The organism is Bacillus sp. JK62, from assembly GCF_053663455.1.
The window spans coordinates 494,008-520,582 of sequence record NZ_JBSJQA010000001.1; the positions used below are offsets into that span (position 1 = coordinate 494,008).

The window sequence follows — 26,575 nt, forward strand, 5'->3', positions numbered from 1 at the left end:
TTTCATTATAAATGAGGAATCACAAGCCCTCCATACAAAAACGCCGCGATAATCAGGAAGGCCGGATGCATCTTGAATTTTGTCAAGGCAAGGAGGGAGATCCCCGCAATCACTATCGCTTGTACCCAGCCGATCGCTTTGATGCCGTCTGCGCCGATTTGCCAGGTAAGAATGAGCATCATGACGGCGATGACAGGCTGGACGGACAGCGTCATACCTTTGATGACGGGGGATTGGCGGAAGCGCTGAATGATGCGCAAGAGGACGATCAATGCGAGCGCCGACGGTACGACGGTGGCGATCAGCGCAATCAGGAACCCGGGCCATCCGCCTGCGCTGTAGCCGACATACGCCGCGATTTTGGTTGCGATCGGGCCCGGCAATGCGTTCGCAAGTGCGAGCATATTTGAGAATTGATCGTTTGAGAGCCAGCTGTATCTGTTGACGACTTCTTCAAACATCAGCGGGATCGACGCCGGTCCGCCTCCATATCCGAGTACGTTTGCGACAAAAAACGCCATAAATACATAAATCAAGATCATGAGGCAGACATTCCTTTATCTTTTGAACGTTTATTTGTGATTTTGTCCTTTAATTTAAAATGAAACGCGCCGTACGCCAAGAAAATGATAATGACAAAGCCGGGATTGATCTGTAACGTTTGCAGGCCGATAAAAGCGATGATAAAAAACAGGATGCCCGTGACCCAGCCGAAACCTTTAAGCGCTTTTTGGCCAAACTCGTACGCCATGATGCCGAGCATGACCGCAATCACCGGTGTTACAGCGCCAATCATGCCGGCAACAATTGCTGAGCGGCTTAAGACATTGACAGCCGCAAACAAGCCCGCCATAGCGAGACATGTAGGCAGAATATGTGCAAGGGTTGCCGCGATTGCGCCTAACATGCCTTTCAGCTTAAAGCCCAGATACGCAGCCATTTTTGTGGCAATCGGTCCGGGAAGCGCATTAGCGATCGCTAGTATTTCTCCGAATTCATCATCATCTATCCATTTGTATTTATTGACGGCTTCATGGCGGATGAGCGGGATCACCGACGGGCCGCCTCCGAATCCGAGAATGCCCGTTCGGACCATCGCCGCCGTAATGTCCCAATAGGGATGTTTCATGGCTATGTCCTCCTTACAGCTTCATGCCCGTTCTGCTTTTATACCGTTTAATCAGCATTTGGCAGTCGACGCTGACGACGCCTTTTTGCGTATAGAGCCGTTTTGTCAAAAACTCTTCCATCTCCTGATCATTTGCGAAAATGCCGTGCATATGCAGCTTGCTCGGTCCGGTCATATGATAAAGGCTTGTCACCGCCGGCTCCTTTTCAAGCTTTAATGCGGTTTCCTCCAAATACTGCGGCTCCACCTCCACGTTAAAAAACACGGACACATGACGGCCGATTTTCGCCGGGTTGATGACAGCGGTGAATTTTTCAATCACACCGGCATCCAGTAAATGCTGAATGCGGTGCTGAACCGCCACTCGCGACAGGTTAACCCGCTTTCCTAAGTCTGTATAGGAAATCCTCCCTTCCTCGTGCAAAATCGAGAGAATCTGTTTATCCGTTTCATCAAGGACAAGATTCGGAATGCTGTACTCATGTTCCAACCGGCTTCACCTTCCTTCATTTGGTGGATATTATTGTATCATGAAATGTTACGGTATGAAGGAGAAATTTTTTTAATGTTTTCGTTACGTAATGATTGAGGATTATTTCTTATCGGAAAGTAAATAGTGTGTGAGCTTTTCTTTCAGGAAAGTGGATGCCGGCGATGCCGCTTTTTATACTTGAGAAAATTTGTAAAGGGGCTTGCCATGAATACTTCAACCATCGGAACGAAACAAATGGTCGTCAGTCCGCATTATCTTGCTTCTCAGGCGGGGGCCGGCATTCTGGAAAAGGGCGGAAACGCGTTTGACGCGGCAGTGGCGGTCAGCGCCTGCCTGGCAGTCGTGTATCCGCATATGACGGGTCTTGGCGGGGATTCATTTTGGCTCACTTACCATAAAGAAACGGGACGAATCAAAGCTTATAACGGGAGCGGCCGTTCAGGGAAGCATGTGACGAGAGACTTGTATCGGGGCAGAGAAGCGATCCCTCTGCGCGGGATAGAAAGCGCCATTACCGTTCCGGGCATGGCGGACAGCTGGGATGCCGTGCTTTCGGCGTACGGGCGTCTTTCTCTCGCTGAGGTGCTGAAGCCTGCTCTTGATTATGCGGCAAACGGATTTCCAGTGTCCGCCGACCAGTGCGCCCACACAGAACGCAATCTCGCTCTTTTAGCCTCAACACCTTATACCTCAGCCATTTTTACGAGAAACAAAAAAGCGCCCATGCCCGGTGAACGGTTTGTCCAGAAGGATCTGGCGGCCAGCTTGGAACAGCTTGCCGAGAAAGGCAGAGGCGCTTTTTATGAAGGAGATCTCGCTCAAAGCATCACATCCTTTCTGCAAAACAACGGCAGCCGTCTGACACTTGATGACTTTAAAGCCCACCGCGGCGAGTGGACGAACCCGGTATCCTCTGATTACCGCGGGTACCGCATCTATCAGGCTCCGCCGAATTCACAGGGCTTTACAGGCTTAATGACGCTCAATATATTGGAAAACTATGATTTTTCTCAGATTGAACACGGCTCCTTTGAATATTATCATCTGCTGATCGAGGCGCTGAAGAAGAGTTTTCACCACCGGAATGAAGTGCTGACTGATCCGGCATTTTCTCATATTCCGCTGGATCGGCTGCTTGATAAACGGTATGCAAAGCAGCTGGCGGAAGAAATCGGTTACACGGCTGCGCCGGCGGTAAGCCGTCCGGTCGGAAGCGACACTGCTTATGCCGCCGTCAGAGATGCGGAAGGAAATGCCGTTTCCTTTATACAGAGCCTCTATTTCGAGTTCGGATCTGCCGTTACGGCGGGGGAGACGGGTATTTTACTGCAAAACCGCGGGTCATTTTTTTCGCTGGATGAATTCCATGTCAATACGCTCGAACCCGGCAAGCGGACGTTCCACACCCTCATGCCGGCGATGGCCTGTAAAGAAGGAAAGCCGCACATCCTGTACGGAACCCAGGGAGGAGAAGGCCAGCCGCAAACTCAGACAGCGATGATTACGCGCATCATTGATTACAAAATGGACCCGCAGCAGGCGATCAATGAGCCTCGCTGGGTCTGGGGACGGACATGGGGAGAGGAGTATGAAGGGCTGAGGGTTGAAAGCAGAATCAGCCCTGAAACGAGAGAAGCCCTAAGGCAGAGCGGCCACCGCGTCGAGACCGTTGGTGATTTTGACGGGCTTATGGGCCATGCGGCAGCGATCGTCATTGATGAAGAAGGCTTTCTCCAAGGCGGGGCCGACCCGCGCGGCGACGGAGCGGCCGCAGGAGTATAGAGCATGATACGCTAACTGATGAAAAAAATAAGCACGCCAAGAGCGGCAGAAAGACCCGCGTAAAACGAATCGTACACATATTGCTTTTCCTCCCGCCGGTGCCGCCATTCCATTAAGCCGCTGCAGCAAAATAGCATGGAAACAGCTCCGGCAAATACGTACATTTCATTGAAAAAAGTCACCGCTGCGATGCCCGTAATAAGCAGTGTGATTTCGATTAATCGATGTGTGCCGTTTATCGGCTTCTGCTTTTTAACAGCCTTTGGAAAATGAAGAACTTTGACGGCAAATACTTGAAACATAAGGCTGAGCAAAATAAATACGATTGAAAAAATCAGTAACTGAATGAAATCCATCGTCTCCTCCTAAAAATGTGTCACTCGTTTCATACGGGTGAGGGCCTTGTAAGTTTCAGCATTCTATAAGACATTAGGCTGAGTTTAATGGTAAAAGACTCAAAAAAGACCCCTTTCGAAAGGGGTCTTTTTGACTAGTTCCTTCTATTATAATGGTTCCTGCTTCAGGTCGGGCGGACAAGCGTATATGTCTTCCCGAGTCTGGCGTATTCATTCCCCGCGAGCCTTGCCGCAGGCTTCAGCTCATCTGTCCGTATGTAGCCTTTATCGGCGTCATATACTTGGTCATTCAAATGAAAACAAACGACTCTGCCGATGATGAGGTCTGTCGTCGTTTCTCCGCTGTCATTTTGAAACGGAAGATGGCGTTCGAGTATACATTCAAACCTGACTTTTGCTTCTTTTATACCGGGTACGCTGATGCAGGCGCTGTCTGTCACAGAAAGGTCTGTCATGCCAAGTTCACTGACATCAGGATCAAGCCTTGCCGCCGTTTTGTTAATGTCTTCAATAATGGACTCATCACTGACGTGCACCACGAATTCCCGATGAGCGATTGCGTTTCTCGCGGTGTCTTTCTGCCGTCCGTCCGCGCGGCTGACAGAGATGGCCAGAAGCGGCGGTTCTGCGGAGACAACGTTATAGAAACTGAAGGGCGCCGCGTTTACGGCGCCGTTGATGGATGACCGCGTCGTGACAAATGCGATCGGCCGGGGAACGACTGTGCCCGAAAGCAATTTGTAAGTGTCTTTTGCGTTCAGTTCGTCTGCTCGTAAGATATGCATGATTTCGGCCGCCTTTCTTTATCGTATGACCTGATTATACAGAAAGAAAATTCGGAAACACAACAAAAGAAAACCGGCTGCATATCTTATCACGTGGCATATATCTGATTGAGGAAAAAGGCTTCCGTTTAGCCGGCAGCCTATTTACAAATGGCGTTACTTGTAGTTTTTCTTTACAACCCAGATGTTCCCGTCTTTCCAGTACTCTGTTTTGCTGCAGTAATCGTCTTTTTTGCAAGGGTCTTTTTTATGAGGACGATAAGGTTTTTTCTGCGTGCGTTTTTTCTTGCGGCGGCATGATTTTTTGTGGCTGCGAGATTTTTTGTGAGAGCGGCACGATTTTTTACGGCTGCGAGATTTTTTGTGAGAACGGGATTTTTTATGGCTGCGAGATTTTTTGTGAGAACGGGACTTTTTATGGCTGCGAGATTTTTTGTGAGAACGGGATTTTTTATGGCTGCGAGATTTTTTGTGAGAACGGGATTTTTTATGGCTGCGAGATTTTTTGTGAGAACGGGATTTTTTATGGCTGCGAGATTTTTTGTGAGAGCGGCACGATTTTTTATGGCTGCGAGATTTTTTGTGAGAGCGGCACGATTTTTTATGACTGCGAGATTTTCTCTTCTTACTGCTTTTTGGTTCTTGGTACAAATAATCTTCCAATCCCTCGGTGCTTGCGGACTTTACTGCTTCTTCGATATCAGAATGGGAATAGTGGCCCATTTTGAAACCTCCTCATGATATATGTTTTAAGGATGCGATCCTTACTACCACATAGTACGCATGAATGAAAAAAGTGTATGTGTGATTCGCTGAGTTTTATATAAAAAGCACAGCCTAAATTAATACAGGGAGGGTTACTGATGAAAGACCAATCAACATTGCCTCTGTACCAGCTGTTTATTCACCCGAAAGACTTAATGGAGCTGAAAAAAGACATTTGGGATGATGATCCGGTGCCCGCGGTGCTGAGAGTGAATCAAAAACGGCTTGACATTGATCTGGCGTACCGCGGCTCTCATATAAGAGATTTCAAGAAAAAATCGTATCACATCGCTTTTTATTCGCCGAAAACATTTCGCAGGGCGAAAGAGATACATTTAAACGCTGAATACAAAGATCCGTCGATGATGCGGAATAAGCTGTCTCTCGATTTCTTCGCGGAGCTTGGGACGCTGTCACCAAAGGCGAATTTCGTAACCCTGCAAATCAATGGCAGGCATGAGGGGGTGTATCTTGAGCTGGAGTCAGTGGATGAATATTTTCTGGCGAAACGGAATTTGGCGGAAGGGGCTGTTTTTTACGCGGTTGATGACGACGCCAATTTCTCCCTTGTCAGTGATCTGGAGCGGGATACGAAAACATCGCTCGAACTTGGTTATGAAAAGAAAACGGGAACGAAAGAAGACGATTTATACTTGCAGGACATGATCTATAAAATTAATACCGTGCCGAAGTCAGAGTTCAAGGGGGAGATCGTCAAACACTTGGACGCCGATAAGTATTTGCGGTGGCTTGCGGGCATCGTGTTTACCTCAAACTACGATGGATTTGTTCATAATTACGCTTTGTACCGGAATCATGAAACGGGACTTTTTGAAGTCATTCCGTGGGATTACGATGCGACGTGGGGAAGAGACATTCACGGTGATCGGATGGACGCCGATTATGTCAGAATACAAGGGTTTAATACCTTGACTGCAAGGCTTTTGGATGAACCGTATTTCCGCAAAGCGTACAAACAGCTTTTGGAAGAAACGCTTCAGACCCGGTTTACCATTGAACATATGAAGCCGAAGGTCATGTCACTGTATGAGCAGATCAGGCCGCATGTCGCAAAGGATCCTTATAAGAAAGAGGAGATTGATTGCTTTGACCGGGAGCCTGATGTGATTTGCGAATACATTAAGGAGCGGTCCGCCTTCATCAGCAGTGAGTTAGAGCGGTGGAATATCTGATTTGGAAATGAAGAAAGATTTTTTACAAATAGGCTGGTGAATCAGTTCCCGAAAATAATCGTGATACGTATATATGCATTATGCTTTTTACATTATGAGAAAAATGACTAGGAGGATAATAGATGAAACGCAATACGAAGCGGCATCGGTCTGATGACAACTTTTTGCATGCAATGGAAGGAAAAGTAATTACTGTCTACCGGGGAGGCCCGGAGTCCAAGACAGGGAGATTAGCAGACATTCAATCGGATTATATCGCTCTTCAGGTTGATAATAAAATCGTTTATTATCAATGGAAACACGTGAAAAGTGTGACGGAAAATACGAGTGAAACCGTATCGCCGGCCGAAGCGGCAGAATGTGAAAAAGCTGATGATTTTCAAGACCTGATCAGCCGGATGACCAATCGCACGGTGCAATTGAATCAGGGAGGTCCCGAATCGAAAAGAGGAAAGCTTCACGAAACAGGGGAGGATTTTCTCGTGTTGGAAACGGAAGATGACGGAATCGTATATTTTAACGCCGACCATGTCAAAAGCATCAGCGCGGAACAAGAAGAGGACGGCCAAGAGGAGGAGCGCCCGGAATTTGAAATGGCTGATGATTTTCACGGCATATTTAAACGCCTGATCCACAAATGGGTATCCATCAACCGCGGAGGTCCTGAAGCCGTTGAAGGTATACTTGTGGATAATTCCGACGGCCACTACACTCTTGTGAAAGATAAAGAAGTGCTGCGGATCTATCCTTTTCATATCAAGAGCATCAGCGAAGGGGCAAAAGGAGCAGCTAAAAAAGAGGAGAATAAAGACGACGAGAATAAAGGTGAGAAAGAGAGCGCCGAAGAAGAAAAGTCACATGAAGAAGAATCACGCGAAGAGCAGCGTACTTCCTCTAAAAAGTCGAAAAGATCATCAAGATCCGTTCGATCCTCAAAACGGGAGGAAGAGAACTCTTATAGCTACGCCACTGTATTAAGGACAATAGATTATCGGTGGAAACACGGCCGTAAATGATTGGAAAGATTGTCCGTAAACGCGGGAGAGGGGGGAATGAAATGGCTGGATTAAGCAGATTTCTGGATAAACAAGTCGATATTGAGATATCGGGGAATACGACATTTTCAGGAACTCTTTTGGATATCGGTCAGGATATCATTGTGATTCATGACGGCCGGACGTTTCTTTATATTCCGCTGCTGCATCTTCAGAGGATGACATTGACGCTCCCGGACGAAGAGAATAAAGAACCGTACGCAAGAAAAAAAAGTCCGCATCCCGAAAAACAGGAACATTCATTTTCTTACCGGAATACCCTCCAGCATATAAAAGGCAGATTTACAGAAATATTTGTTACGGGAGACCGTTCCATCCATGGGTATGTGACAAGTGTTTTAAATGATTATTTTGTTTTCTTCTCTCCGGTTTATAAGACCCTTTTCATCTCGATGCATCATTTGAAATGGCTGACACCCTATTCCGATGAGCAGACGCCGTATACATTAAACAGTTCAGAGCTGCCGGTTGTTCCCGCTAATGTGCCCCTTGTCCGGAATTTTGAGGAGCAATTAAAAAGATATATCGGGAAGCTGATTATTCTGGATTTAGGAGATATACCGAATAAAGTGGGGCTGTTACAGGATGTCTCAGATAATATTCTTGAATTGACCAATGCAGACGGCGATACTGTTTTTTGGAAATTGAATCATTTAAAAACCATGCACCTGCCATAAATGATAAAACTGCCTCTCTTATACAGCAGGCAGTTTTTTTAATCGGAGCTAAAGGTAAATCCAACTGATCCAAACATATAAAACGGTAATGGTAAACACGACGGTGAGAGGGACAACGACAATGGTCGTTTTGATATATTCTGACCAAGAAACTTTTTCGCCGTGCTGTCTGATGATATGCATCCAGATCAGCGTGGCTAATGTCCCGATCGGCAGAAGCAATGATCCGATATCACTGCCGATAATATTAGCCAGATAAATGATTTTTACGGTTAATGGGTCGATGGACATTTCAGTTAATGTCAAAGTGCTGATCATTAAGGCGGGATGGTTATTGAACAAATTAGAGAGGACGGATGTAGCAATGCCCATAATAGTTGCGGCGTGGGCAATGCTTTGTGAGACATAAGGCTCAATAGACTGAACAAGCAGCGCCGTCAGTCCGATATTATGCAGTCCGTAGATGATAATGTACATCGTGAAGGCAAAAATAAAGATATGCCAAGGCGCTTTTCTTAATAAGTCTGCCGGTCCGATTTTTAAATAAAACCATCTCCAGCAAAGCAGGATGACTGAACTGATGACAGCCACGAGCGAAACGGATATGCCGTTGTAAGAAGCTGCAAACAGACTGATCCGGACGAACAATACAAATATCAAAACACAAAACATGATGTTCGTACGGCTGTTTTGGCTCAAGTCCGGCGGAGGCTGAAGCGGATGATATCGTTTGTGTTCCAGCGAGTCAAAATGAACCGGAATATCGGGGAGCTGTTTCGGCAAACGGCGGTAAAAAACGGCAAACAGCAGAAAGGCCATAAACACCAGTCCCAGCGTGCCGGGGATAAACATCATATTGGTGTACAAATAAAGGTCCATGCCTATCATTTTGAGAGAAATTAAATTGACGATATTACTGACGCCAATCGGGGTGCTTGCCGCCGTCGCAATTAATACGCCGCTTATTAAATACGGTGTTTTCTGATGTCTTTTAAGTCCGAGATATTGTAAGACCAATAGTAAAATAGGAGTGGTGATTAAGACGCTGCCGTCATTATTCAGAAAGAGCGTCATTGAAAAACAGAGCAGGTTGGTCAGCCAAAAAAGCCGGATGCCCGATCCCTTGGCGCGGTGAAGCAGTTTGGCCGCCGCCCAGTTAAAAAAACCGAAGCTTTCCAGCGCGATCGCCATAATCATTGTGGAGATAATGGTGATTGATGCTCCGGTGACTTTTGACCCTATATCCCCCAAATCATGAAAGGAAACGGTTCCGCATAACAAAACGAGAATGGCGCCCAGCGACGCCGGAACAGCTTCATTTAATCCCCCGGGTCTCCAAAATATAAAAATAATGGTCACAAAGAAAGAAATCAGGGTCAAAATGACGGTAATATGTGTAATGTGTTCTGCCTCCTTTTAGATGGGTCATTGCCGCCCCGTTATTTTTATCCCTCCTGATCAGTTGTACTGTATGTATACGGGTACAGGTCGTAAGGTGTACTGAGCGTTTCTACCAATTTAGTAAAAATCCATAAAAGCACAAAAAAAGAGGCTGCTTTCGGCGGCCCTCTTTTTTATGCATTTTCCTTATCCGCCTGCAATAAAGCCTGGCGTTTATTCATAATATCCAGAAAATGTTTCAGAATCGGATTTTGATTATCCTTGCGGTAGGCAATGACCCATTCGGCAGTGAGCTGCGCCTGATTAATGCCGCGGTAGGCGACTTCGAGATTAAACAGCTTTTTAGCAGAAGAAGGCACGAAGGTTACACCGATACCGGCACTAACCAATCCGATCACCATTTGATACTCCGTCGCTTCCTGAACGATTTTCGGTTTGAAGCCCGCCTGCTCGCAGTAGTTTACAAACTCCAGGTATAAAGTCGGCCATGTTTCTTTCGACAGTGTGATAATCGGTTCATTTTTTAAATCCTGAATGTCGATTGTCTGTTTAGCGGTAAGCGGGTGCTGCTTCGGCAAAGCCAGAATGCACGGACTGCTCTGCACCTTTTCCATATGTAACGCGGAATGCTGTAAAGGCGGATGAAGGATGCCGATATCAATGTTCCCCTTCAGAAGTTCTTCCTGCTGTCTGAAAGAAGAAATTTCACGCAGATCAAGCTTGACGGAGGGGAATTTTTCGCGGAATTCCCGAATGATCGGCGGCAGAAATTCATATGTGGCCGAGCCGACAAAACCGACGACAAGGCGGCCGAGCTCTCCCCGCGCCGTTCTCTGCGCCATTTCAATCGCTTTGTCTATTTCTTCGATCGCGTTTCTGCTGTGTTTTAAAAAACTTTCTCCGGCAGCTGAAAGCTCTACAACCCGTTTCGTGCGCTTTAATAAGGTCACGCCGACTTCCTTCTCAAGCTGTTTGATCTGCTGGCTGAGAGGCGGCTGTGTCATATTTAACCGAAGCGCAGCTTTGCCGAAATGAAGTTCTTCGGCAACGGCAATAAAGTATTGAAGATGGCGAAGCTCCATCCTTATCCATTCCTTTCTCTTTGTTAATTATTCGTGAAACATATTAATCATACGGCGAATTGATATTGGAGGTCAATTTCCAAAGAGTGTATAGTGAATAATATCACAAATTACTTAAAATTTTATATTTAATATGCATAATAAGGAGTGAGGGTGTTGGCAAAAGCAACAAATGAACTAAAAACCTCTGAAAAAAATCGGGGGGCGGAGCTTGTTGTTGATTGCTTAGTGGAGCAAGGTGTCACACATGTTTTTGGCATTCCGGGTGCAAAAATTGATGCAGTATTTGATGCGTTAAAAGATAAAGGACCTGAACTGGTTTTATGCCGTCACGAACAGAACGCTGCATTTATGGCTGCGGCTGTCGGAAGACTGACTGGAAAACCAGGCGTTTGTCTCGTTACTTCAGGCCCGGGGGCATCCAACTTGGCGACCGGCTTGTTAACGGCTAATACAGAAGGTGATCCGGTAGTGGCGCTGGCGGGTAACGTAATTCGCGCAGACCGGTTAAAACGGACACACCAATCATTGGACAATGCGGCGCTATTTCAGCCGATTACAAAATACAGTGTAGAAGTACAGGAAACAGGGAATATACCAGAAGCGGTAACAAACGCCTTCAGGGCAGCGTCAGCAGGTCAGGCAGGCGCGGCTTTTGTGAGCTTTCCGCAGGATGTTGTGAATGAAATCACAAATGTGAAAAACGTACGCAGCGTGCCGGCGCCGAAACAAGGCCCTGCACCGGAAGAAGCGGTCAGCGCGGCTATCGCGAAAATCCAGACGGCGAAACTTCCCGTTCTGTTAGTCGGCATGAAAGGTGGAAGACCGGAAGCGGTAAAACAAATCCGCAAACTGCTTGCCAAAACAAAACTGCCTTTCGTAGAAACGTACCAAGGGGCCGGCACATTGTCCAGAGAGCTGGAAGACCAATATTTCGGCCGGATCGGACTGTTCCGCAACCAGCCGGGCGATCTTCTGCTTGAACAGGCGGATGTCGTATTAACGATCGGTTATGATCCGATTGAATACGATCCGAAGTTCTGGAACGTAAACGGTGACCGTGCTATTATCCATCTTGACGAAATTCAGGCCGATATCGATCATGCCTATCAGCCGGAATTAGAATTATTAGGCGATATCCCCGCTACGGTTAAACAAATTGAACACGACGCTGTGACATTTGATATGGGCAGCCGTGAAAAAGAAGTGCTGAGCGAATTAAAACAGATGCTCTCAGACAGCGAGAAGGCGCCAAGCGACCATAAATCCGACAGAGTGCATCCTCTGCAAATCGTCCAAGAACTGCGCAATGCAATTGATGACGACGTAACCGTCACTTGCGATATCGGTTCTCACGCGATCTGGATGTCCCGCTACTTCCGCGCTTATGAGCCGCTGAAGCTGTTGATCAGCAACGGCATGCAGACATTGGGCGTAGCGCTTCCTTGGGCGATTGCCGCCACATTGGTGAATCCGGGTGAAAAAGTCGTATCCGTTTCAGGAGACGGAGGATTCCTGTTCTCTGCAATGGAATTGGAAACGGCAGTCCGCTTAAAAGCGCCGATCGTTCACCTTGTATGGAATGACAGCACATATGATATGGTCGCATTCCAGCAAATGAAAAAATATAACCGTACATCATGCGTAGATTTCGGAAACATTGATATCGTAAAATATGCAGAAAGCTTCGGCGCCACCGGCTTGCGCGTTGAGTCACCGGAACAGCTGGCAGACGTGCTGCAAAAAGGCTTGAACACAGAAGGCCCTGTTATCATTGACATTCCTGTCGATTACAGTGACAATGTCCATTTATCAAGCGACATGCTTCCGAAGCAATTCAAAGAAAAAATGAAAGCAAAAGCTCTCTAGCACTCTGCGCACCATGACCTGTTTTCTAAAACAGCCCAATTTAAAAGGAGTGAAGGGAATATGAAAAACGCAAGCGACATCCATATGATGAGCCGCGGAGAAAAAGGCTCACCTGAGGATCAGATCTATCAAGTATCCACAATGACATCTCTGCTGGACGGAGTATATGACGGAGATTTTGATATGGCTGACATTCCGAAGTTCGGTGATTTCGGAATCGGCACGTTCAACAAACTGGACGGCGAATTAATCGGATTTGACGGCGAATTTTACCGTCTGCGCGGCGACGGAACGGCTACGCCTGTTAAAGGCGGAGACCTGTCACCATTCTGCTCATTCACATTTTTCACGCCGGACATGACGCATACGATCGACGGCGAAATGACCCGTGAAGAATTCGAGCAGGAAATCGCCAGCCTTCTGCCTAGTAAAAACTTATTTTATGCGATCCGTTTAGACGGCGTATTTAAAAAGGTGCAGACAAGAACGGTAGAACGCCAGGAGAAACCGTACGTTCCGATGATCGAAGCGGTGAAAACACAGCCTGTGTTCAACTTTGACGACATTCAGGGTACAATCGCCGGCTTCTGGACGCCGGGTTACGCAAACGGCATCGCTGTTTCCGGATATCACCTGCACTTCATTGATGAAGGACGCAATTCCGGGGGACACGTGTTTGACTATGTCATTAAAGATTGTAAAGTGACCATTTCTCAAAAAATGAATATGAACCTCAAGCTTCCGAATACGGCGGACTTTTTCAACGCAAATTTAGATAATCCGAATTTTGCGAAGGATATCGAAACAACCGAAGGAAGCCCGGAATAAAATAAAAAAGAAAGCCTCATTTTTCTCGGGGGCTTTCTTTTTATTTGGCTGAACCGGCAAAGATTAGGTAAAATACAGTCAAAAGGGAAAGGTGTGGTAGCTGTGAAAGTATTGGTATTAGCGGTTCATCCTGACATGGACAACTCAGCGGTCAATAAGGCGTGGACAGAAGAATTAAAAAATCATGATGACATCACGGTCCGTGAGCTTTATAAAGAATATCCGGACGGGAAAATAGATGGGGAAAAGGAACGGCAGCTGTGTGAACAGTATGACCGGATCGTATTTCAATTCCCGCTGTACTGGTACAGTGCGCCTCCGCTTTTAAAAACATGGATGGATCATGTGCTGGCGTATGGCTGGGCTTACGGTTCCAAAGGAAAGGCGCTGCACGGCAAAGAATTGCTGCTGGCTGTTTCTGTAGGTGCCGGGGAGGATGCATATCAGGCAGGCGGGTCTAACCATTTTTCACTGAGCGAGCTCTTAAGGCCGTTTCAGGCAATGGCTAATTTTACGGGAATGACCTATTTGCCGGCTTTCGCGATGTACGGGGTAAGCAGCGCCGATGCTGCGGCTATCCGTGACAATGCCAAACGCCTGGCGGATTACATAAAGAAGCCATTTTAGAGTCGTATACATTCATCTTCATCCGACAATATTTCCTGAGAAATATTTCGAACCTTAGACGTTTCTGACTGCTCAGAAAGAAAAAACGGATTTCGCGCTGAATTTGCGAAATCCGTTTTGATATTATGTCAGTTTTTGCAGATCTTTTGTGCTGATATATCCCGTTGCGCCCCCGTAATCGACAAGCGCCCAGCCGAAATCAATGCCGCCGCCGGCTGTCTTTTTCCATCCGAGGAAAGAAACGCTCGTGTTTTTGGCAAGGGAAGCTTTGACCGCTTGTTTGTCTGTATATACTTTTGTTTTTGCCGTCGTTTTTACGGTTGTTGCTTCTTTAACAATATAATGAGTAGATACAAATCCTGTTTTTCCGTTTTTATAATGTACTTTTGCCCAGTCAGCGTTCTGGAATGAAATGATCTTTAAGCTGTCGCCTAAATGAAGGGTATCAGCTCTCGGACTGGCTGCTGATGCTTTTGTTCTGACGTTCAATGCTTCCGCGGAAACGAGATAAGAGTCAAGCGGGTAGCTGTACAGATCGTCAATTTTGACCGCTTCTTGCGCGTGTGTCTCCGGAAGAGGCGTTATTCCGGCAGCTGAAGCCGCTGATATTCCCGCTGCAAGGGTCAGAATGGATGCCGCTTTGGCTGTTTTCTTCATCTGTATCTCTCCTTTTACTTCATCCTTTCACGTTTTACCGGAAGTCTAAACATCGGCCGATTATTTTTGTGTTTGAAGTTTCAATGGAGCGGCAATGGTTTTTTTGACTTTTTCTCCTTTGAGCACCTGCTCCGCCGCTTCGGCCGCCAGTTTTCCGATCAGCTCCGGCTGCTGGGCGACCGTGGCTGTCAGCTTCCCGTTTTTAATGGAAGAAATCGCATCTTTGTTTCCGTCGAAACCGACGACCAAAATGTGTTTGCCCGAGCTGTTAATCGCTTCGAGCGCCCCGAGTGCCATTTCATCATTATGGGCGAACACGGCTTTGATATCCGGATGTCCCTGCAGCAGGTTTTCCATGACGGTCAATCCTTTTGTACGGTCAAAATCTGCCGCTTGCTTTGTTACGACATCCAGCTTTTTGTCGGCAATATGATGAAAGCCCGTTCCGCGTTCCCGTGTCGCGGATGCGCCCGGCACCCCTTGCAATTCAGCCACTTTGGCGCCTTTTCCGAGCTGATCGGCGAGGTAGTCAGCCGCCATTTCTCCTCCTTTGACATTGTCAGAGGCGACAAGCGTTTCGACTTTGCCGTGTTCGGCTGAACGATCCAGCGCAATGACGGGAATGCCGAGGGAATTTGCCGATTCGACGGCTGTTGAAATCGCTGATGAATCGGTCGGATTGATCAGCAGCGCATCGACTCCCTGCTGGATCAAATCTTCTACGTCATTTGACTGTTTAGATGAATCATTTTGGGCATCGACAATAATGACCTTCATGCCCCGTTTTTTGGCTTCCTTTACAACGCCTTCTTTTAATGAAACGAAGAACGGATTGTTTAATGTGGAGACGGAGAGCCCGATAGTGAATTCTTTTTTATGTTTTGTGTTTGACGGTTTTGCCCATTGCGGCGGTTCAAGTGAACAGGCGGACAGCAAAAACAGTGATAATGCCGCGATCGTGATGATGGCTTTCTTCATAATGGTCCTCCTACTATGCCGATTTTTTGCGGTCCAGCAGCACCGCGATTAAAATGACGATTCCTTTGACGACGAGCTGATAAAACGATGATACGCCGAGAAGGTTCAAGCCGTTGTTCAGCGTACCGATAATCAAAACCCCGATCAGCGTACCGATGATGCGCCCTCGACCGCCGGACAGGCTCGTTCCGCCGAGAACGACCGCTGCGATGGCGTCCAGCTCGTATGATTCTCCGGCCGTCGGCTGTGCGGAATTTAAGCGTGATGTCAGAATCGCTCCCGCCAGCGCCGATAATAAACCTGTCAGAGAATAGATCATGATCTTGATGCGGGGCACTTTGATTCCCGATATCAGCGCCGCTTTCTCATTGCCGCCGATGGCGTATGTCCGGCGGCCGAACGGTGTTTTGTGCAGAAGAACCCACAGGGCCGCAAATGCAATCAGCATCGTAATGGCAGGTACGGGTATGCCGAGAAAATAACCGCGCCCGAATAATTGAAATGCGTAATTTGTACCGAGCCCCGTAATCGGATTTCCGTCCGTATAGACGAGGGTCAGTCCGCGAAAGACGGTCATTGTCGCCAAAGTGGCGATGAACGGTGCCATTTTTCCTTTTGTGATTAATAATCCGTTTATCATGCCGAGTACGGCGCCGATCACGCAGCCGATGATGACGGCTAAGATCGGGTCGATGCCTGATACCATCATACCTGCGACCAATGCGCTCGATAAGGCGAGGATGGCTCCGACAGAGAGATCAATGCCTCCCGTTAAAATGACAAACGTCATTCCGAATGCAATCAGAGCGTTAATCGCAACCTGCCGAAGAAGATTGAGAATATTGAGGGGTTCAAGAAAACTCGGGTTTAAAACGGAAACGATCAGCACAAGAATCAGTAAGCCGAGAAACGGACCGAGTTTTTGCGTGAAGGTGTGAATGGAAAATCGCTTTTGTTCAGTTGATGTCATTGGTTCAGTTTTCATACTGCTGCCCTCCCGTGGCAAGTGTCATGATGTGTTCTTGTGTTGCGTCTGCCGTATTGATTTCTCCGCTGATGCGCCCTTCGTGGACGACGATGATTCTGTCACTCATACCGAGAATTTCCGGCAGCTCGGAAGACACCATGATGATGGCGACTCCGCGATCGGTCAGTTCATTCATTAATGAATAGATTTCCCTTTTCGCGCCTACGTCGACGCCTCTTGTCGGTTCATCAAGGATGAGGACTTTCGGGCCGATTCCGATCCATTTGGCGATGACGACTTTTTGCTGATTTCCTCCTGATAAATGCCGGGCGGCGGTTTCCGGAGATGCAGTCTTAATGGTCAGACGCTTGATGAGCAGCTTAACGAACTCCGCCTCGCGTTTTCGGTCAATGATGCCTTTCTGAGAGAAGCTGGTCAGGTTCGGCAATGAGATATTTTCACGAATGGACGTATCCAGCAGCAGCCCTTCATCTTTGCGGTTCTCCGTAATCAGGCCGAGTCCCTTGCGGATGGCATCGTACGGACCCCGAATGCCGGTTTTTCGGCCGGAAATCCAGATCTCTCCGGAATCGAGCCGGTCAATTCCGAACAGCGCTCTCATGATTTCTGTCCGTCCGGCACCCATTAAGCCGGAAACGCCGAGGATTTCTCCGGCGCTCACATGGAAACTGATCTGTGAAAAGCTTCCTTTTTTTGAGGCGTTTTTCACTTCGAGCACCTTATCGCCGAGTGACGGCGTGCGGGTTGGATACCGATCGGTCAGCTCCCGCCCGACCATTTTTTTGACCACTTCATCAAAAGTAGTATCTTTCATATGCGCCGTATCGACAGTGAGGCCGTCCCGCATAATGGTGATCCGGTCGCAAATCGAAAATATCTCTTCCATTCGGTGAGAAATATAGACAATGGATACGCCGTCCCGCTTTAACGCCGTCATCACGTCAAACAGTTTGCTGATTTCCCGTTCGGTCAGCGCCGCGGTCGGTTCGTCCATAATAATGACTTCGGCGTTTGTCATCAGCGCTTTGGTAATCTCAATCATCTGCTGCTGGCCGACGGAACATTGTCCGGCTTCCCGGTCAAGAGGAAGAGAGACTCTCAGTTTTTCAAGCTGTGATTTTGCTAGCGCTTTCATTTTCTTCGTTTCCAAAACGCCGAACGCCGTCGTCAGCTCTTTGCCGATAAAAAGGTTTTCAAGCACCGTCATGTCCGGCCATATATTCAGTTCCTGATGGATAAAGGCGATTCCGTGCTTTTCGGCTTCCTTTGGATTGGAGAAGCTCATATTTGTTCCGTTTATCGTAATGTTTCCCTTGTCGAGCCGGTAGAGCCCGGTGAGCAGATTCATTAACGTCGATTTGCCCGCTCCGTTTTCTCCCATTAAAGCGTGGATTTCTCCCGGCAGAAGCTCAAATGAGACGCCGGAGAGCACTTGGTTTTTGCCGAATGCTTTATGAATGTCTGTCATGCCGATATGCATGCTGGATCCCTTCTTTCTAGAAAATCACACCCGCCTGCAGGATGCAGTTGGCGTATGGTGTCATTTCACCCGTTCGGATGACGGCTTTTGCTTTCTGTGTGAGCCGTTTGAATTCCGTGTGGGGCATGTACTCGATCGTCTGCGCTGAGAAATGGCTTTCTATGAAACTTGCATTCTCAGGATTTTCGTCTTTGATCTCGGAAGCGGCCATCACCTTTTCGACTGCCATCTCCCCGGCTACCAGGCTGGTCACATCCCGAAAGGCGGGAACGCCCGCCGTTAAAGACAAATCAATTTTAGGGACGCCGTCAGGGACGGGGAGACCCGCATCGGCGATCGCGATGAGGTCTGTATGCCCGAGATCGGCTAATACTTTGGCAATGTGGCTGTTTAACATTCCGTGTTTTTTCATGACAGCAGCTCCTCAACTTCTTTTCTGGCCGGCATCCCGCCTTGGGCGCCGAAGTGCTGCACGGACAGGGAGGCGGCGCGGTTGGCAAACAGGAGCGCTTGCTCGATGTCCCGTCCTTCCGCGAGTGCGACGGCAAGTGCCGCATTAAAGGTATCGCCGGCTCCCGTCGTGTCGACCGCTTCTGCAGGGAAGCCGGGAACAAGCCGTTCCGCGGTGCCGTCTGAGTAGCGTACCCCTTGTTTTCCTTCGGTAATGAACAGTTTGCCGGGATAGCCGGCGAGCGCTTCTTCTTTCGTCCGGTCAGGAAATAAAATGGATGCTTCATGTTCGTTCGGCGTAAGATATGCGGCATTCTCAATCGTCGATTGTTTCAGCGGCCGGGCCGGCGCGGGATTCAGGATAACCGGAATTTGCTGCGCGCGGCAGTAGCTGCACACTTCTTCAACGGTTTCTTCAGGAATCTCCTGCTGGATCAGCACGATATCAATGCTGGGAAGTTTTTCTAGCGCACTTTTGGCATAATTGGGTGAGATGTCATCGTTTGCGCCTTTTACGACGACGATGCTGTTGTCTCCTTCTGCGAGCACAATATGAGCCGTTCCGCTTTTTTTGTGTGTAACCGTTTCCATATAGTCCGTATTGACGCCGTTTGCCTTCAGGTTTTCAATAATCGCTTTTCCGTAGCTGTCACTGCCAGCTTTTCCTACCATATATACGTTCGCGCCAAGGCGGGAAGCGGCTACGGCCTGGTTTGCGCCTTTTCCCCCGGGCACGGTTTGAAAGTCTGTGCCCAGTACGGTTTCCCCGGCTTTCGGACGCCGTTCGGATGTGACGACCAGATCCATAGAACAGCTTCCGATAACACAAATTTCACTCATGGTGATCATCCTTTCTCGTCGTTTGTCTTCTTATATAAGTCACGGGCATTTGAATGGCCGTCTCTTTCGGCGGCTCTTTCTTTATCAATTGCAACAGCAGGTTTGCCGCTTGTTTTCCCATCTCATATGCAGGCTGGCGGATGGTTGAAAGCGGCGGAAACAAAAGCCTGCTCTGCGGAATATCGTCGTATCCGATGATCTGAATCTCCTCCGGAACTTTTTTGCCGAGCCGCAGCGCCTCATGGAGGACGGCAGCCGCCGCAATATCGTTGCTGGCAATGACTCCGTCGGTTTCCGGGTATGCTGCAAACAATTCTTCTGCTAAAACGGCGGCATCCTTGATGGAAAATGAAGCGGCGGAGATGACATTGAACTGCGCGCCCGCTTTTTGCAGCACATCAAGTGCGCCGTTAAAACGTTCCTGAGCGGTCGGAAGGTGGCCTGGGCCTTTGACAAGCGTGATGCTTGTGCTTTTGCCGCGAAGCATTTCCTCAGCCGCCCGTTTTCCGCCTGCCCGCCCGTCACTGAATACGGATGGGGCGCCTTCTTTTGTCCGGTCCAGAAATACGACCGGGTAAAGGCTGCCGCTGTATTCGGGAAGGTCGGGGTAATGGGTGGCCGCCAAAATACCGGCAACTTGATTTTGTTTAAATGTTTGCAGGTAGTCGAGTTCTTTTTCCAATTCTTCATCGCTGTTGCCGATGATCAGCCGGTATCCTTCCCGCTGCAGCTCGTCTTCAGCGCCGCGGGCAAGCTGCGGGAAAAAGGGGTTCGTAATATCCGGAAGCAAAAGCCCGACCAGTCTGGATTCTCTTTTATAAAGAGAGCGGGCAACTTCATTCGGATAATAATTCAGCTTCTCCATGGCAAGCATGACCTTCGTTCGTGTATCTTCATGCACGTAGCCGTTGTCATTGAGGACACGCGAGACCGTGGCAACAGAGACGCCGGCAGCGCCTGCGACATCTTTAATCGTTGCCAACAAACACTCCTCCTTCATTTATGTAACCGTTTACACAAAAAGAGTAACACGAATCATTTCGGTTGGCAACAAAAAAAGAGACCGGGGTCTCTTTTAGTTCACGATGCCGATTTGCGAGATATTCACTTTGATATCAGGGACGATTTCGATGGAAGGATAGACCTCACGCCAATTGAGCCGCTTGCCCCGCTCATAATAATGGGTTTGATATTTCCGGCCGATGCCGAGGATATCCGAGTTGTGCTCCTGAATATGGCTGATCACCGATCTGGCCTGGCTGTTCAAATTTGCTGATGCTTGTTTGTTCATTTGGTTGATTGCCGTATAAGAATTCAGCTTGTCCTTCGGATATTCCAAGACGCGTGCGTTCAGCTTTAAACGGATTTTCACTTTTATATGCTGCGGATCTGTATCTATAAATACAATCTTTCGCGTGGCATCCGTGATGCCGAGAGAAAGATGATTTTCAATATCCATTTTGTATTTGTCCCACAGCTTCAGATTAATATTAGCCGATTTATTAAATTGCCCGCTTAAAAGGGTCAGGAGGGTCGAATCCTGACCGAGCACCTCAGTCACTTTCCGCTGGCCGCTGAACAGGGCAGAACCCTCTACCTTTATCGTCTGTCCGTTAATCGATAAATAAGGAAGGGCGAAATCCTTATCAGCCGTCAGCATGCTTGAACGGATGGATTGCAAATTTTCCATGCTGATATTTGATTCCGCATTAGCGCTTGTTAATAAATTCGTTAAATACTTGCTGACGATCAATTTCTGCCGGACGATCAGCTTCAGCACTTCAATCGCCTCGCCGTCTTTTACAACCGCCGGATGAGCGAGAAGCGGACTTTTCGGATCTCTGTAAAAGACATCGAGATAAGGAAAAAGCGGTTTTTCCGCCATTTTCTCACCGATTAATAAGACTCTTTGCTTGGACGTGTCAATGCGCTGGTCGACAAGCTTATCCAATTGAAACCGCGCTTCACGGATGGTGTGCCCGGAAGCGCTGAGCACCGTCGTAATGAATGAGCCGCCCGTTTCCTGTTCCGCCTGGGAGGACTGAACCTTCCGATAGGTGATGGCGATTTTATTTTTACCGTCCTGATCAACATCAAGGCTTGCGGTCAGCACGAGAGAAATATCTTTCAGCAAATTTTGATCCCAGCAGCCGGCAAGTGTCAGGCTTGCGCACATGAGACTGATAAGAACCGCTTTTTTAATGCGCATGGCGGACACCCTTTTTGCGTACAAGGACAATCAATACCATAAACAACGGAAACAAATACACAAACACAATATCGGAAATGCGGAAAAACTGATCCAGCTGCTGTATCGTTTTATCTGTGCTTGTGGCCCAAATAGACAGAAGGAAGACGAGCAGGGCCGGCGGATAAACAAACCGGCTGTGATCTTTTTGATTGAACAGCTTGGCGATGCCGGTGCTTGCCAAGTAAAACACGTTGGCCAGCGTTGAAAAGACGGTCACGAACCAAAACGTCAAAAAGAGCAGATCCGTCCGTTCGATAATTCTGAATGAAACGGTTTTTAACAGGTACAGCACAGGCTCCGGGATCATTTTTATTTCTTCGGGGCTGATGGTGACAAAGCAAGTAAGAGTGATATACAGGTAATAAAGGATAATCAAGCCGTTTGAAATCGTCAGTATTTTGTAGCGCTGGCTGACGGTGCAGTTGATTAGGGGCCCGATCACAAGCGCCGCCTGAAAGCCGGTAATGCTGACAAGTGTTTGCTGCACCCCGGTCAGCATGTCTTTTGCGGTTCCGTGAAAAATCGGCATAATGTATGTGATATCGGCTTTTCCCAGCGTGTATAAAAGCGGCAGAGAGATCAGCAGCAAAAACGGCGTTAAAATAAAGCTGAACCTCGCGATCGCATTCAGCGGAGCTTGGGCGATATAGACAGAACCGAGGATCAGCATTAAGCTGATCACCCAATTCGGAGTCTGAGGGAGCACCCAGATATCCAATATCCGTGTAAATACAGAAAGAATGAGCGTGCAGAGGAACGCGAAATATAAAATATACAGCACCTGCACCCCTTTGCCGGCAAGTGTTCCGAACACCTCTTCCAGCATTTCGTACAGGTTCAGCTTCGGAAACCGGTGGAATAATATCATATACAGGCTGAATGTAAGCTGGACGAGCAATCCGGTAAGCAGAATGGAAATCCACCCGCTGCTTCCCGATTTCATCATCAGTAAATGGGGCAGCGCCAAAATGCCGATGCTGATCTGCGTCTGATTAATGAAAAACACGCCTTGAAGCCGGCTTATTTTTTTAGGCTTCATCTTTTCTCCACCCCCGAACATGTTTCATCTGCTTTGAGTCTTGCGGTCTCAAATAAAAAGGCCTTCTTTTAATAAACCAAGCCGGCAGCCGGATAAATGCATCCTTCAAGTCACTGAAATGAAACGGCGTCAGAGATGATAAATACGGAACGCCGAGGGATTCAAGCTTGCACAGGTTCATCAGAATAAGTCCGAAGCCGAGTCCGATGCCGATAAAACCGAACGAGGATGCCAGAAACATAAGCGGAAATCTGAGCGTTCGAATGGACGTGCTCATTTCATATGAAGGAAGCACAAAAGAAGAAACAGCCGTAACGGCTACGACGATAATCATCATATTAGAAATGAGTCCCGCCTGAACGACCGCGTCACCGATCACGAGACCGCCGACAATGCCGATCGTCTGACTGATCGGTTTCGGCAACCTGATACCGGCTTCGCGGATCAGTTCAATGGTAATCTCCATAATCATGGCTTCTATCAGCGGAGGGAAGGGAATATCAACTATCGAATTTTTCATAGTGATAATCAGATCGTTGGGAATGACTTCAAAATGAAACGCAATCAGCGCGATATAAAAAGCGGGCAGCGTAATCGCGATCATAAAGGCGGAAAATCTCAGCACTCTCAAAAAACTGGCGGAAATCCACCTCGTGCTGTAGTCATCCGGCGATTGAAAAAAAGAAAAGAACGTGATCGGGGCAATCAAGGCCGACGGGCTCCCATCCATCATGATCAGCACACAGCCTTCCATCACGCATGCTTTTGCTTTATCCGGCCGTTCCGTATGAACGATCTGCGGAAAAATGGAAAACGAATTATCTTCTATTGATTCCTCGATAATCCCGGGCGCAAGCACGCTGTCTATACGCAGGTATGACAGGCGCCGCTTCACTTCCTCCACAATCTCCGGATTGGCGATATTCTCAACAAAGATAACCGCAACCTTTGATTTGGCTCTTTCCCCGATATCCATATAATGAACGGAGAGATGGCGGTCCTGTATGTGAAACCGCAGCTGATGAATGTTCGTTTCCAAACTTTCCACAAACCCGTCATGGGCGCCGCGGACGATACTTTCAGATTCGGGTTCCATAATGGAACGCAGCGGATTCTGCCCGACGGAAAACAGCTTCGCTTTCCTTGACGCATCGCTGAGAAAAACAACCTGGCCTGCCAAAATCCCGTCAATGAGTTTTCTGGTTTCATCCGTTTCCGCACTGCTGACGGCATTCATCGTTTCCTCAAGCGGACCGTTCTGCAGGGTGTCGCTTAACAGAAACTCATTCAGCTTCTGTTCTTCTATCATTTGTTCAATATAAAAGAAAGCGGTATGACGGTCCTGCAGTTTGATCCTTCGTATTTTAAAATCGCCGCAAACACACATCAGCTCCTGCATTTTCCGTACAGCCGATTCAAAATCGCCGGGAATCCGTTTGTTTTGTTTATCCGCAGACATCAGACCGCCTCCTTTCCCGGTTATCTGTAGTTTTCAGCGGGTATTCCTTTTTTATGCATTTTATAAAATAGAGGAGTTTCTCGATGTTTTACCAAGAACTTCACAATTATGGATGAATATTTCTTGAACGAATATAAAGATTTATTAAAATTATTTCAAAAGAGTGATAAATGTCCTGTAAATGCTTTGAAAGGAGATAGGCTTTCCGCATATAAAATGTGTATTTCTTGTAAACACTCCGGACCCGTCTTTTTCTGTCACGTACCAGTCATTCCGCTAGTTATTTTGGAATGGGACTGAAAGCAGGATACGGGGGAAAAATGAATGACTTTAAGACCTTATCCTTAACAAAACAGGCAGTCTGCACACAGCGGACATAGAGTCCCGAAACGTATGCGCAGTGCGGAAAACGCTGATATAACAGGCTGTAAAAGATGGATTATCATTACATCTTTTTCTTCCGGAACGCGTATAGTCCCATTGGTCCAAATGAATTTCTGCGTGGGAATGTAAACGCATACATTTTTCTTTTGAAAAATTGAAGTAAGGTTTAAGTCCTGCCTATTCCCAAAAAAAGCAATTCGATCATAGGAAGAATAGCGTCACTAATAGAGAAGTTTGGCTCAGTGAAAGCGGGAAGATTATGTTACATAATGCCGATTGAGAATTCATAGTGAAGCTATATACTGATGAATGAATTTATCAATACAGAAGGAGATGTCAAAAATCAATGTGGTTACTCATTATAGCCTGTGCTGCCGTACTAATCATCGGAATCATTGAAAAAAGGCGGCATCAGAAGAATATCGATGCTCTGCCAGTACGCGTCAATATTAATGGTATCCGCGGAAAGTCAACCGTAACGAGGCTGACGACCGGAATACTGATGGAGGCGGGCTACAAAACAGTCGGAAAAACGACGGGAACAGATGCAAGGATGATCTATTGGGATACACCTGAGGAGAAACCGATCAAACGGAAACCGCAGGGCCCGAATATCGGCGAGCAAAAAGAAGTAATGAAGGAAACCGTAGAACGGGGCGCCAATGCCATTGTCAGTGAATGTATGGCGGTAAACCCGGATTATCAGATTATCTTTCAGGAAGAACTCCTTCAAGCCAACATCGGCGTCATCGTGAATGTGCTTGAAGACCATATGGATGTCATGGGGCCGACGCTTGATGAAATAGCTGAAGCTTTTACCGCGACGATACCGTATAACGGTCACCTTGTCATTACAGACAGTGAATACACAGACTTCTTTAAAGAAAAAGCCGCAGAGCGGAATACCGAAGTCATTATTGCGGATAACTCTAAAATTACAGATGAATACCTTCGAAAATTTGAATATATGGTCTTTCCTGATAACGCTTCCCTGGCGCTCGGCGTTGCCCAGGCTCTTGGGATAGATGAAGAAACGGCGTTTAAAGGAATGCTGAACGCGCCGCCTGATCCTGGCGCCATGAGAATCCTGCCGCTGCTCAGCACGAAGGAGCCCGGTCATTTCGTAAACGGCTTTGCCGCAAATGATGCATCTTCTACTTTGAATATATGGAAACGTGTAAAGGAAATCGGCTACCCGACAGATGAACCGATCGTCATCATGAACTGCCGCGCCGACCGTGTGGACAGAACGATTCAGTTCGCAAACGACGTGCTTCCGTACATTAAAACGAAGGAACTCATACTCATCGGCGAAACGACAGAACCGATCGTCAGAGCTTATGAAGAAGGCAAGATTCCTGCCGATACACTGCACGATCTGGAATATAAATCAACAGACGAAATCATGGACGTGCTGAAAACAAGAATGCAAAACCGTGTCATATATGGCGTCGGCAATATCCACGGTTCAGCGGAACCATTAATTGAAAAAATCCAAGAGTATAAGGTGAAACAGCTCGTTAGCTAGGAGGAAAAGGATAAATGTTCGGATCAGATTTATACATTTCACTTATTTTAGGCGTGTTAATCAGTTTAATTTTCGCGGAAAAAACAGGTATCGTACCTGCCGGTTTAGTCGTGCCGGGTTATTTAGGGCTCGTTTTTAACCAGCCGGTCTTTATTTTACTCGTATTGTTAGTGAGTCTTCTTACATACGTGATCGTCAAATACGGTTTATCCAGATTTATGATTTTGTACGGACGCAGAAAATTCGCAGCTATGCTGATAACGGGAATCTGCTTAAAAATCGCCCTTGATTTTCTTTACCCGATCGTACCGTTTGAGATATCAGAATTCCGCGGAATCGGTATCATCGTACCGGGTCTGATCGCCAATACCATTCAGAAACAGGGATTAACGATTACATTCGCCAGCACGCTGTTCTTAAGCGGCGCAACTTTTGCCATTATGTTTGCTTACTACTTAATCTAATGTAAGGTGTGTCAA

Annotated in this window: 27 protein-coding genes; 9 read left to right on the plus strand and 18 right to left on the minus strand. The window is 47.5% G+C overall.

What is annotated here, in order from left to right:
- Nucleotides 1-5 precede the first annotated feature (5 nt).
- From chrA to ACWJJ4_RS02485, 3 genes are read right to left on the minus strand one after another with little or no spacing between them, the layout of a single operon-like run.
- Complete coding sequence (chrA, locus tag ACWJJ4_RS02475; RefSeq protein ID WP_052586801.1) at nt 6-542, minus strand: chromate resistance efflux protein ChrA; 537 nt, start codon at nt 540-542, stop codon at nt 6-8.
- The gene (chrB, locus tag ACWJJ4_RS02480) at nt 539-1,129 is read right to left on the minus strand and encodes a chromate efflux transporter subunit ChrB (protein WP_077722956.1); all 591 of its coding nucleotides are present in this window, start codon (nt 1,127-1,129) and stop codon (nt 539-541) included. Before chrB ends, chrA begins: the two co-directional genes overlap by 4 nt.
- A gap of 13 nt (nt 1,130-1,142) precedes the next feature.
- A complete protein-coding gene (locus ACWJJ4_RS02485) occupies nt 1,143-1,619 on the minus strand; it encodes an Lrp/AsnC family transcriptional regulator (RefSeq protein WP_003151298.1) in 477 nt (158 codons plus the stop codon).
- 207 nt (nt 1,620-1,826) lie between these two features.
- On the opposite strand from ACWJJ4_RS02485, the gene ggt reads away from it, so the two are divergent.
- A complete protein-coding gene (gene ggt, locus ACWJJ4_RS02490; RefSeq protein ID WP_454021399.1) occupies nt 1,827-3,404 on the plus strand; it encodes a gamma-glutamyltransferase in 1,578 nt (525 codons plus the stop codon).
- Nucleotides 3,405-3,415: 11 nt separating this feature from the next.
- Here the strand turns inward: ggt and ACWJJ4_RS02495 are convergent, their stop codons facing one another.
- From ACWJJ4_RS02495 to cotG, 3 genes are all read right to left on the minus strand, one after another.
- Nucleotides 3,416-3,760, minus strand: coding sequence for a DUF4181 domain-containing protein (locus ACWJJ4_RS02495; RefSeq protein ID WP_070082489.1), 345 nt, complete (start codon nt 3,758-3,760; stop codon nt 3,416-3,418).
- Between the two features lie 164 nt (nt 3,761-3,924).
- A complete protein-coding gene (locus ACWJJ4_RS02500) occupies nt 3,925-4,545 on the minus strand; it encodes a flavin reductase family protein (protein ID WP_014419051.1) in 621 nt (206 codons plus the stop codon).
- 156 nt (nt 4,546-4,701) lie between these two features.
- Nucleotides 4,702-5,268, minus strand: coding sequence for a spore coat protein CotG (gene cotG, locus ACWJJ4_RS02505; protein ID WP_096034907.1), 567 nt, complete (start codon nt 5,266-5,268; stop codon nt 4,702-4,704).
- 140 nt (nt 5,269-5,408) lie between these two features.
- Between cotG and ACWJJ4_RS02510 the strand changes: the two genes are divergently transcribed.
- From ACWJJ4_RS02510 to ACWJJ4_RS02520, 3 genes are all read left to right on the plus strand, one after another.
- Nucleotides 5,409-6,503, plus strand: a complete 1,095-nt coding sequence (locus tag ACWJJ4_RS02510; RefSeq protein WP_015387604.1) for a CotH kinase family protein — start codon at nt 5,409-5,411, stop codon at nt 6,501-6,503.
- 122 nt (nt 6,504-6,625) lie between these two features.
- Nucleotides 6,626-7,519 carry a spore coat protein gene (locus ACWJJ4_RS02515; protein WP_146275672.1) on the plus strand — a complete coding sequence of 298 codons (894 nt, stop codon included), beginning with the start codon at nt 6,626-6,628 and terminating at the stop codon, nt 7,517-7,519.
- A gap of 41 nt (nt 7,520-7,560) precedes the next feature.
- Nucleotides 7,561-8,235, plus strand: coding sequence for a hypothetical protein (locus tag ACWJJ4_RS02520; RefSeq protein ID WP_007407530.1), 675 nt, complete (start codon nt 7,561-7,563; stop codon nt 8,233-8,235).
- A gap of 48 nt (nt 8,236-8,283) precedes the next feature.
- Here ACWJJ4_RS02520 and ACWJJ4_RS02525 read toward each other — a convergent pair whose 3' ends face one another.
- Together ACWJJ4_RS02525 and alsR are read right to left on the minus strand one after the other, a co-directional pair.
- A complete protein-coding gene (locus ACWJJ4_RS02525; RefSeq protein ID WP_167860489.1) occupies nt 8,284-9,615 on the minus strand; it encodes an arsenic transporter in 1,332 nt (443 codons plus the stop codon).
- A 194-nt stretch (nt 9,616-9,809) separates the two neighbouring features.
- Nucleotides 9,810-10,718, minus strand: a complete 909-nt coding sequence (alsR, locus tag ACWJJ4_RS02530) for an acetoin biosynthesis transcriptional regulator AlsR (protein WP_003151316.1) — start codon at nt 10,716-10,718, stop codon at nt 9,810-9,812.
- Nucleotides 10,719-10,874: 156 nt separating this feature from the next.
- On the opposite strand from alsR, the gene alsS reads away from it, so the two are divergent.
- From alsS to ACWJJ4_RS02545, 3 genes are all read left to right on the plus strand, one after another.
- Nucleotides 10,875-12,587, plus strand: coding sequence for an acetolactate synthase AlsS (alsS, locus tag ACWJJ4_RS02535; protein WP_003151317.1), 1,713 nt, complete (start codon nt 10,875-10,877; stop codon nt 12,585-12,587).
- A gap of 60 nt (nt 12,588-12,647) precedes the next feature.
- Complete coding sequence (budA, locus tag ACWJJ4_RS02540) at nt 12,648-13,415, plus strand: acetolactate decarboxylase (protein ID WP_003151318.1); 768 nt, start codon at nt 12,648-12,650, stop codon at nt 13,413-13,415.
- Between the two features lie 102 nt (nt 13,416-13,517).
- Complete coding sequence (locus ACWJJ4_RS02545) at nt 13,518-14,042, plus strand: NAD(P)H-dependent oxidoreductase (RefSeq protein ID WP_003151320.1); 525 nt, start codon at nt 13,518-13,520, stop codon at nt 14,040-14,042.
- A 123-nt stretch (nt 14,043-14,165) separates the two neighbouring features.
- Here ACWJJ4_RS02545 and ACWJJ4_RS02550 read toward each other — a convergent pair whose 3' ends face one another.
- The 10 genes from ACWJJ4_RS02550 to ACWJJ4_RS02595 all read right to left on the minus strand — a co-directional run bounded on the left by ACWJJ4_RS02550 (nt 14,166) and on the right by ACWJJ4_RS02595 (nt 24,184).
- The gene (locus ACWJJ4_RS02550; RefSeq protein WP_003151321.1) at nt 14,166-14,699 is read right to left on the minus strand and encodes an SH3 domain-containing protein; all 534 of its coding nucleotides are present in this window, start codon (nt 14,697-14,699) and stop codon (nt 14,166-14,168) included.
- Between the two features lie 60 nt (nt 14,700-14,759).
- Entirely contained in the window at nt 14,760-15,677 is a 918-nt protein-coding gene (gene rbsB / locus ACWJJ4_RS02555; RefSeq protein ID WP_070082484.1) for a ribose ABC transporter substrate-binding protein RbsB, read from the minus strand.
- Nucleotides 15,678-15,690: 13 nt separating this feature from the next.
- On the minus strand, nt 15,691-16,662 hold the full coding sequence (gene rbsC, locus ACWJJ4_RS02560; protein ID WP_003151325.1) for a ribose ABC transporter permease RbsC: 972 nt from the start codon (nt 16,660-16,662) through the stop codon (nt 15,691-15,693).
- On the minus strand, nt 16,652-18,145 hold the full coding sequence (locus tag ACWJJ4_RS02565) for a sugar ABC transporter ATP-binding protein (protein WP_414094061.1): 1,494 nt from the start codon (nt 18,143-18,145) through the stop codon (nt 16,652-16,654). The genes rbsC and ACWJJ4_RS02565 overlap by 11 nt, the downstream gene beginning before the upstream one ends.
- A 16-nt stretch (nt 18,146-18,161) precedes the next feature.
- Nucleotides 18,162-18,557: a D-ribose pyranase gene (rbsD, locus tag ACWJJ4_RS02570; protein ID WP_454021400.1), complete on the minus strand. Its 396-nt coding sequence runs from the start codon at nt 18,555-18,557 to the stop codon at nt 18,162-18,164.
- Nucleotides 18,554-19,435, minus strand: coding sequence for a ribokinase (gene rbsK, locus ACWJJ4_RS02575; protein ID WP_003151330.1), 882 nt, complete (start codon nt 19,433-19,435; stop codon nt 18,554-18,556). The genes rbsD and rbsK overlap by 4 nt, the downstream gene beginning before the upstream one ends.
- Nucleotides 19,428-20,417 carry a LacI family DNA-binding transcriptional regulator gene (locus tag ACWJJ4_RS02580; RefSeq protein ID WP_003151331.1) on the minus strand — a complete coding sequence of 330 codons (990 nt, stop codon included), beginning with the start codon at nt 20,415-20,417 and terminating at the stop codon, nt 19,428-19,430. Before ACWJJ4_RS02580 ends, rbsK begins: the two co-directional genes overlap by 8 nt.
- Before the next feature lie 93 nt (nt 20,418-20,510).
- On the minus strand, nt 20,511-21,644 hold the full coding sequence (locus tag ACWJJ4_RS02585) for a Ger(x)C family spore germination protein (RefSeq protein WP_077722949.1): 1,134 nt from the start codon (nt 21,642-21,644) through the stop codon (nt 20,511-20,513).
- Entirely contained in the window at nt 21,634-22,725 is a 1,092-nt protein-coding gene (locus ACWJJ4_RS02590; protein ID WP_071392385.1) for a GerAB/ArcD/ProY family transporter, read from the minus strand. The genes ACWJJ4_RS02585 and ACWJJ4_RS02590 overlap by 11 nt, the downstream gene beginning before the upstream one ends.
- Complete coding sequence (locus tag ACWJJ4_RS02595) at nt 22,715-24,184, minus strand: spore germination protein (RefSeq protein ID WP_172615027.1); 1,470 nt, start codon at nt 24,182-24,184, stop codon at nt 22,715-22,717. Before ACWJJ4_RS02595 ends, ACWJJ4_RS02590 begins: the two co-directional genes overlap by 11 nt.
- Nucleotides 24,185-24,914: 730 nt before the next feature.
- Between ACWJJ4_RS02595 and pgsB the strand changes: the two genes are divergently transcribed.
- Together pgsB and pgsC are read left to right on the plus strand one after the other, a co-directional pair.
- Nucleotides 24,915-26,096, plus strand: a complete 1,182-nt coding sequence (gene pgsB, locus ACWJJ4_RS02600) for a poly-gamma-glutamate synthase PgsB (protein WP_003151337.1) — start codon at nt 24,915-24,917, stop codon at nt 26,094-26,096.
- 14 nt (nt 26,097-26,110) lie between these two features.
- Nucleotides 26,111-26,560: a poly-gamma-glutamate biosynthesis protein PgsC gene (gene pgsC, locus ACWJJ4_RS02605; protein ID WP_003151340.1), complete on the plus strand. Its 450-nt coding sequence runs from the start codon at nt 26,111-26,113 to the stop codon at nt 26,558-26,560.
- The last annotated feature ends 15 nt before the right edge of the window (nt 26,561-26,575 follow it).

Bases quoted from the DNA above. Each gene is read 5' to 3' on its own strand.
- chrA (WP_052586801.1), bottom strand. From the start codon at position 542: ATGATCTTGATTTATGTATTTATGGCGTTTTTTGTCGCAAACGTACTC.
- chrB (WP_077722956.1), bottom strand. From the start codon at position 1,129: ATGAAACATCCCTATTGGGACATTACGGCGGCGATGGTCCGAACGGGC.
- ggt (WP_454021399.1), top strand. From the start codon at position 1,827: ATGAATACTTCAACCATCGGAACGAAACAAATGGTCGTCAGTCCGCAT.
- ACWJJ4_RS02495 (WP_070082489.1), bottom strand. From the start codon at position 3,760: ATGGATTTCATTCAGTTACTGATTTTTTCAATCGTATTTATTTTGCTC.
- ACWJJ4_RS02500 (WP_014419051.1), bottom strand. From the start codon at position 4,545: ATGCATATCTTACGAGCAGACGAACTGAACGCAAAAGACACTTACAAA.
- cotG (WP_096034907.1), bottom strand. From the start codon at position 5,268: ATGGGCCACTATTCCCATTCTGATATCGAAGAAGCAGTAAAGTCCGCA.
- ACWJJ4_RS02510 (WP_015387604.1), top strand. From the start codon at position 5,409: ATGAAAGACCAATCAACATTGCCTCTGTACCAGCTGTTTATTCACCCG.
- ACWJJ4_RS02515 (WP_146275672.1), top strand. From the start codon at position 6,626: ATGAAACGCAATACGAAGCGGCATCGGTCTGATGACAACTTTTTGCAT.
- ACWJJ4_RS02520 (WP_007407530.1), top strand. From the start codon at position 7,561: ATGGCTGGATTAAGCAGATTTCTGGATAAACAAGTCGATATTGAGATA.
- alsR (WP_003151316.1), bottom strand. From the start codon at position 10,718: ATGGAGCTTCGCCATCTTCAATACTTTATTGCCGTTGCCGAAGAACTT.
- budA (WP_003151318.1), top strand. From the start codon at position 12,648: ATGAAAAACGCAAGCGACATCCATATGATGAGCCGCGGAGAAAAAGGC.
- ACWJJ4_RS02550 (WP_003151321.1), bottom strand. From the start codon at position 14,699: ATGAAGAAAACAGCCAAAGCGGCATCCATTCTGACCCTTGCAGCGGGA.
- rbsB (WP_070082484.1), bottom strand. From the start codon at position 15,677: ATGAAGAAAGCCATCATCACGATCGCGGCATTATCACTGTTTTTGCTG.
- rbsC (WP_003151325.1), bottom strand. From the start codon at position 16,662: ATGAAAACTGAACCAATGACATCAACTGAACAAAAGCGATTTTCCATT.
- ACWJJ4_RS02565 (WP_414094061.1), bottom strand. From the start codon at position 18,145: ATGCATATCGGCATGACAGACATTCATAAAGCATTCGGCAAAAACCAA.
- rbsD (WP_454021400.1), bottom strand. From the start codon at position 18,557: ATGAAAAAACACGGAATGTTAAACAGCCACATTGCCAAAGTATTAGCC.
- rbsK (WP_003151330.1), bottom strand. From the start codon at position 19,435: ATGAGTGAAATTTGTGTTATCGGAAGCTGTTCTATGGATCTGGTCGTC.
- ACWJJ4_RS02585 (WP_077722949.1), bottom strand. From the start codon at position 21,644: ATGCGCATTAAAAAAGCGGTTCTTATCAGTCTCATGTGCGCAAGCCTG.
- ACWJJ4_RS02590 (WP_071392385.1), bottom strand. From the start codon at position 22,725: ATGAAGCCTAAAAAAATAAGCCGGCTTCAAGGCGTGTTTTTCATTAAT.
- ACWJJ4_RS02595 (WP_172615027.1), bottom strand. From the start codon at position 24,184: ATGTCTGCGGATAAACAAAACAAACGGATTCCCGGCGATTTTGAATCG.
- pgsB (WP_003151337.1), top strand. From the start codon at position 24,915: ATGTGGTTACTCATTATAGCCTGTGCTGCCGTACTAATCATCGGAATC.
- pgsC (WP_003151340.1), top strand. From the start codon at position 26,111: ATGTTCGGATCAGATTTATACATTTCACTTATTTTAGGCGTGTTAATC.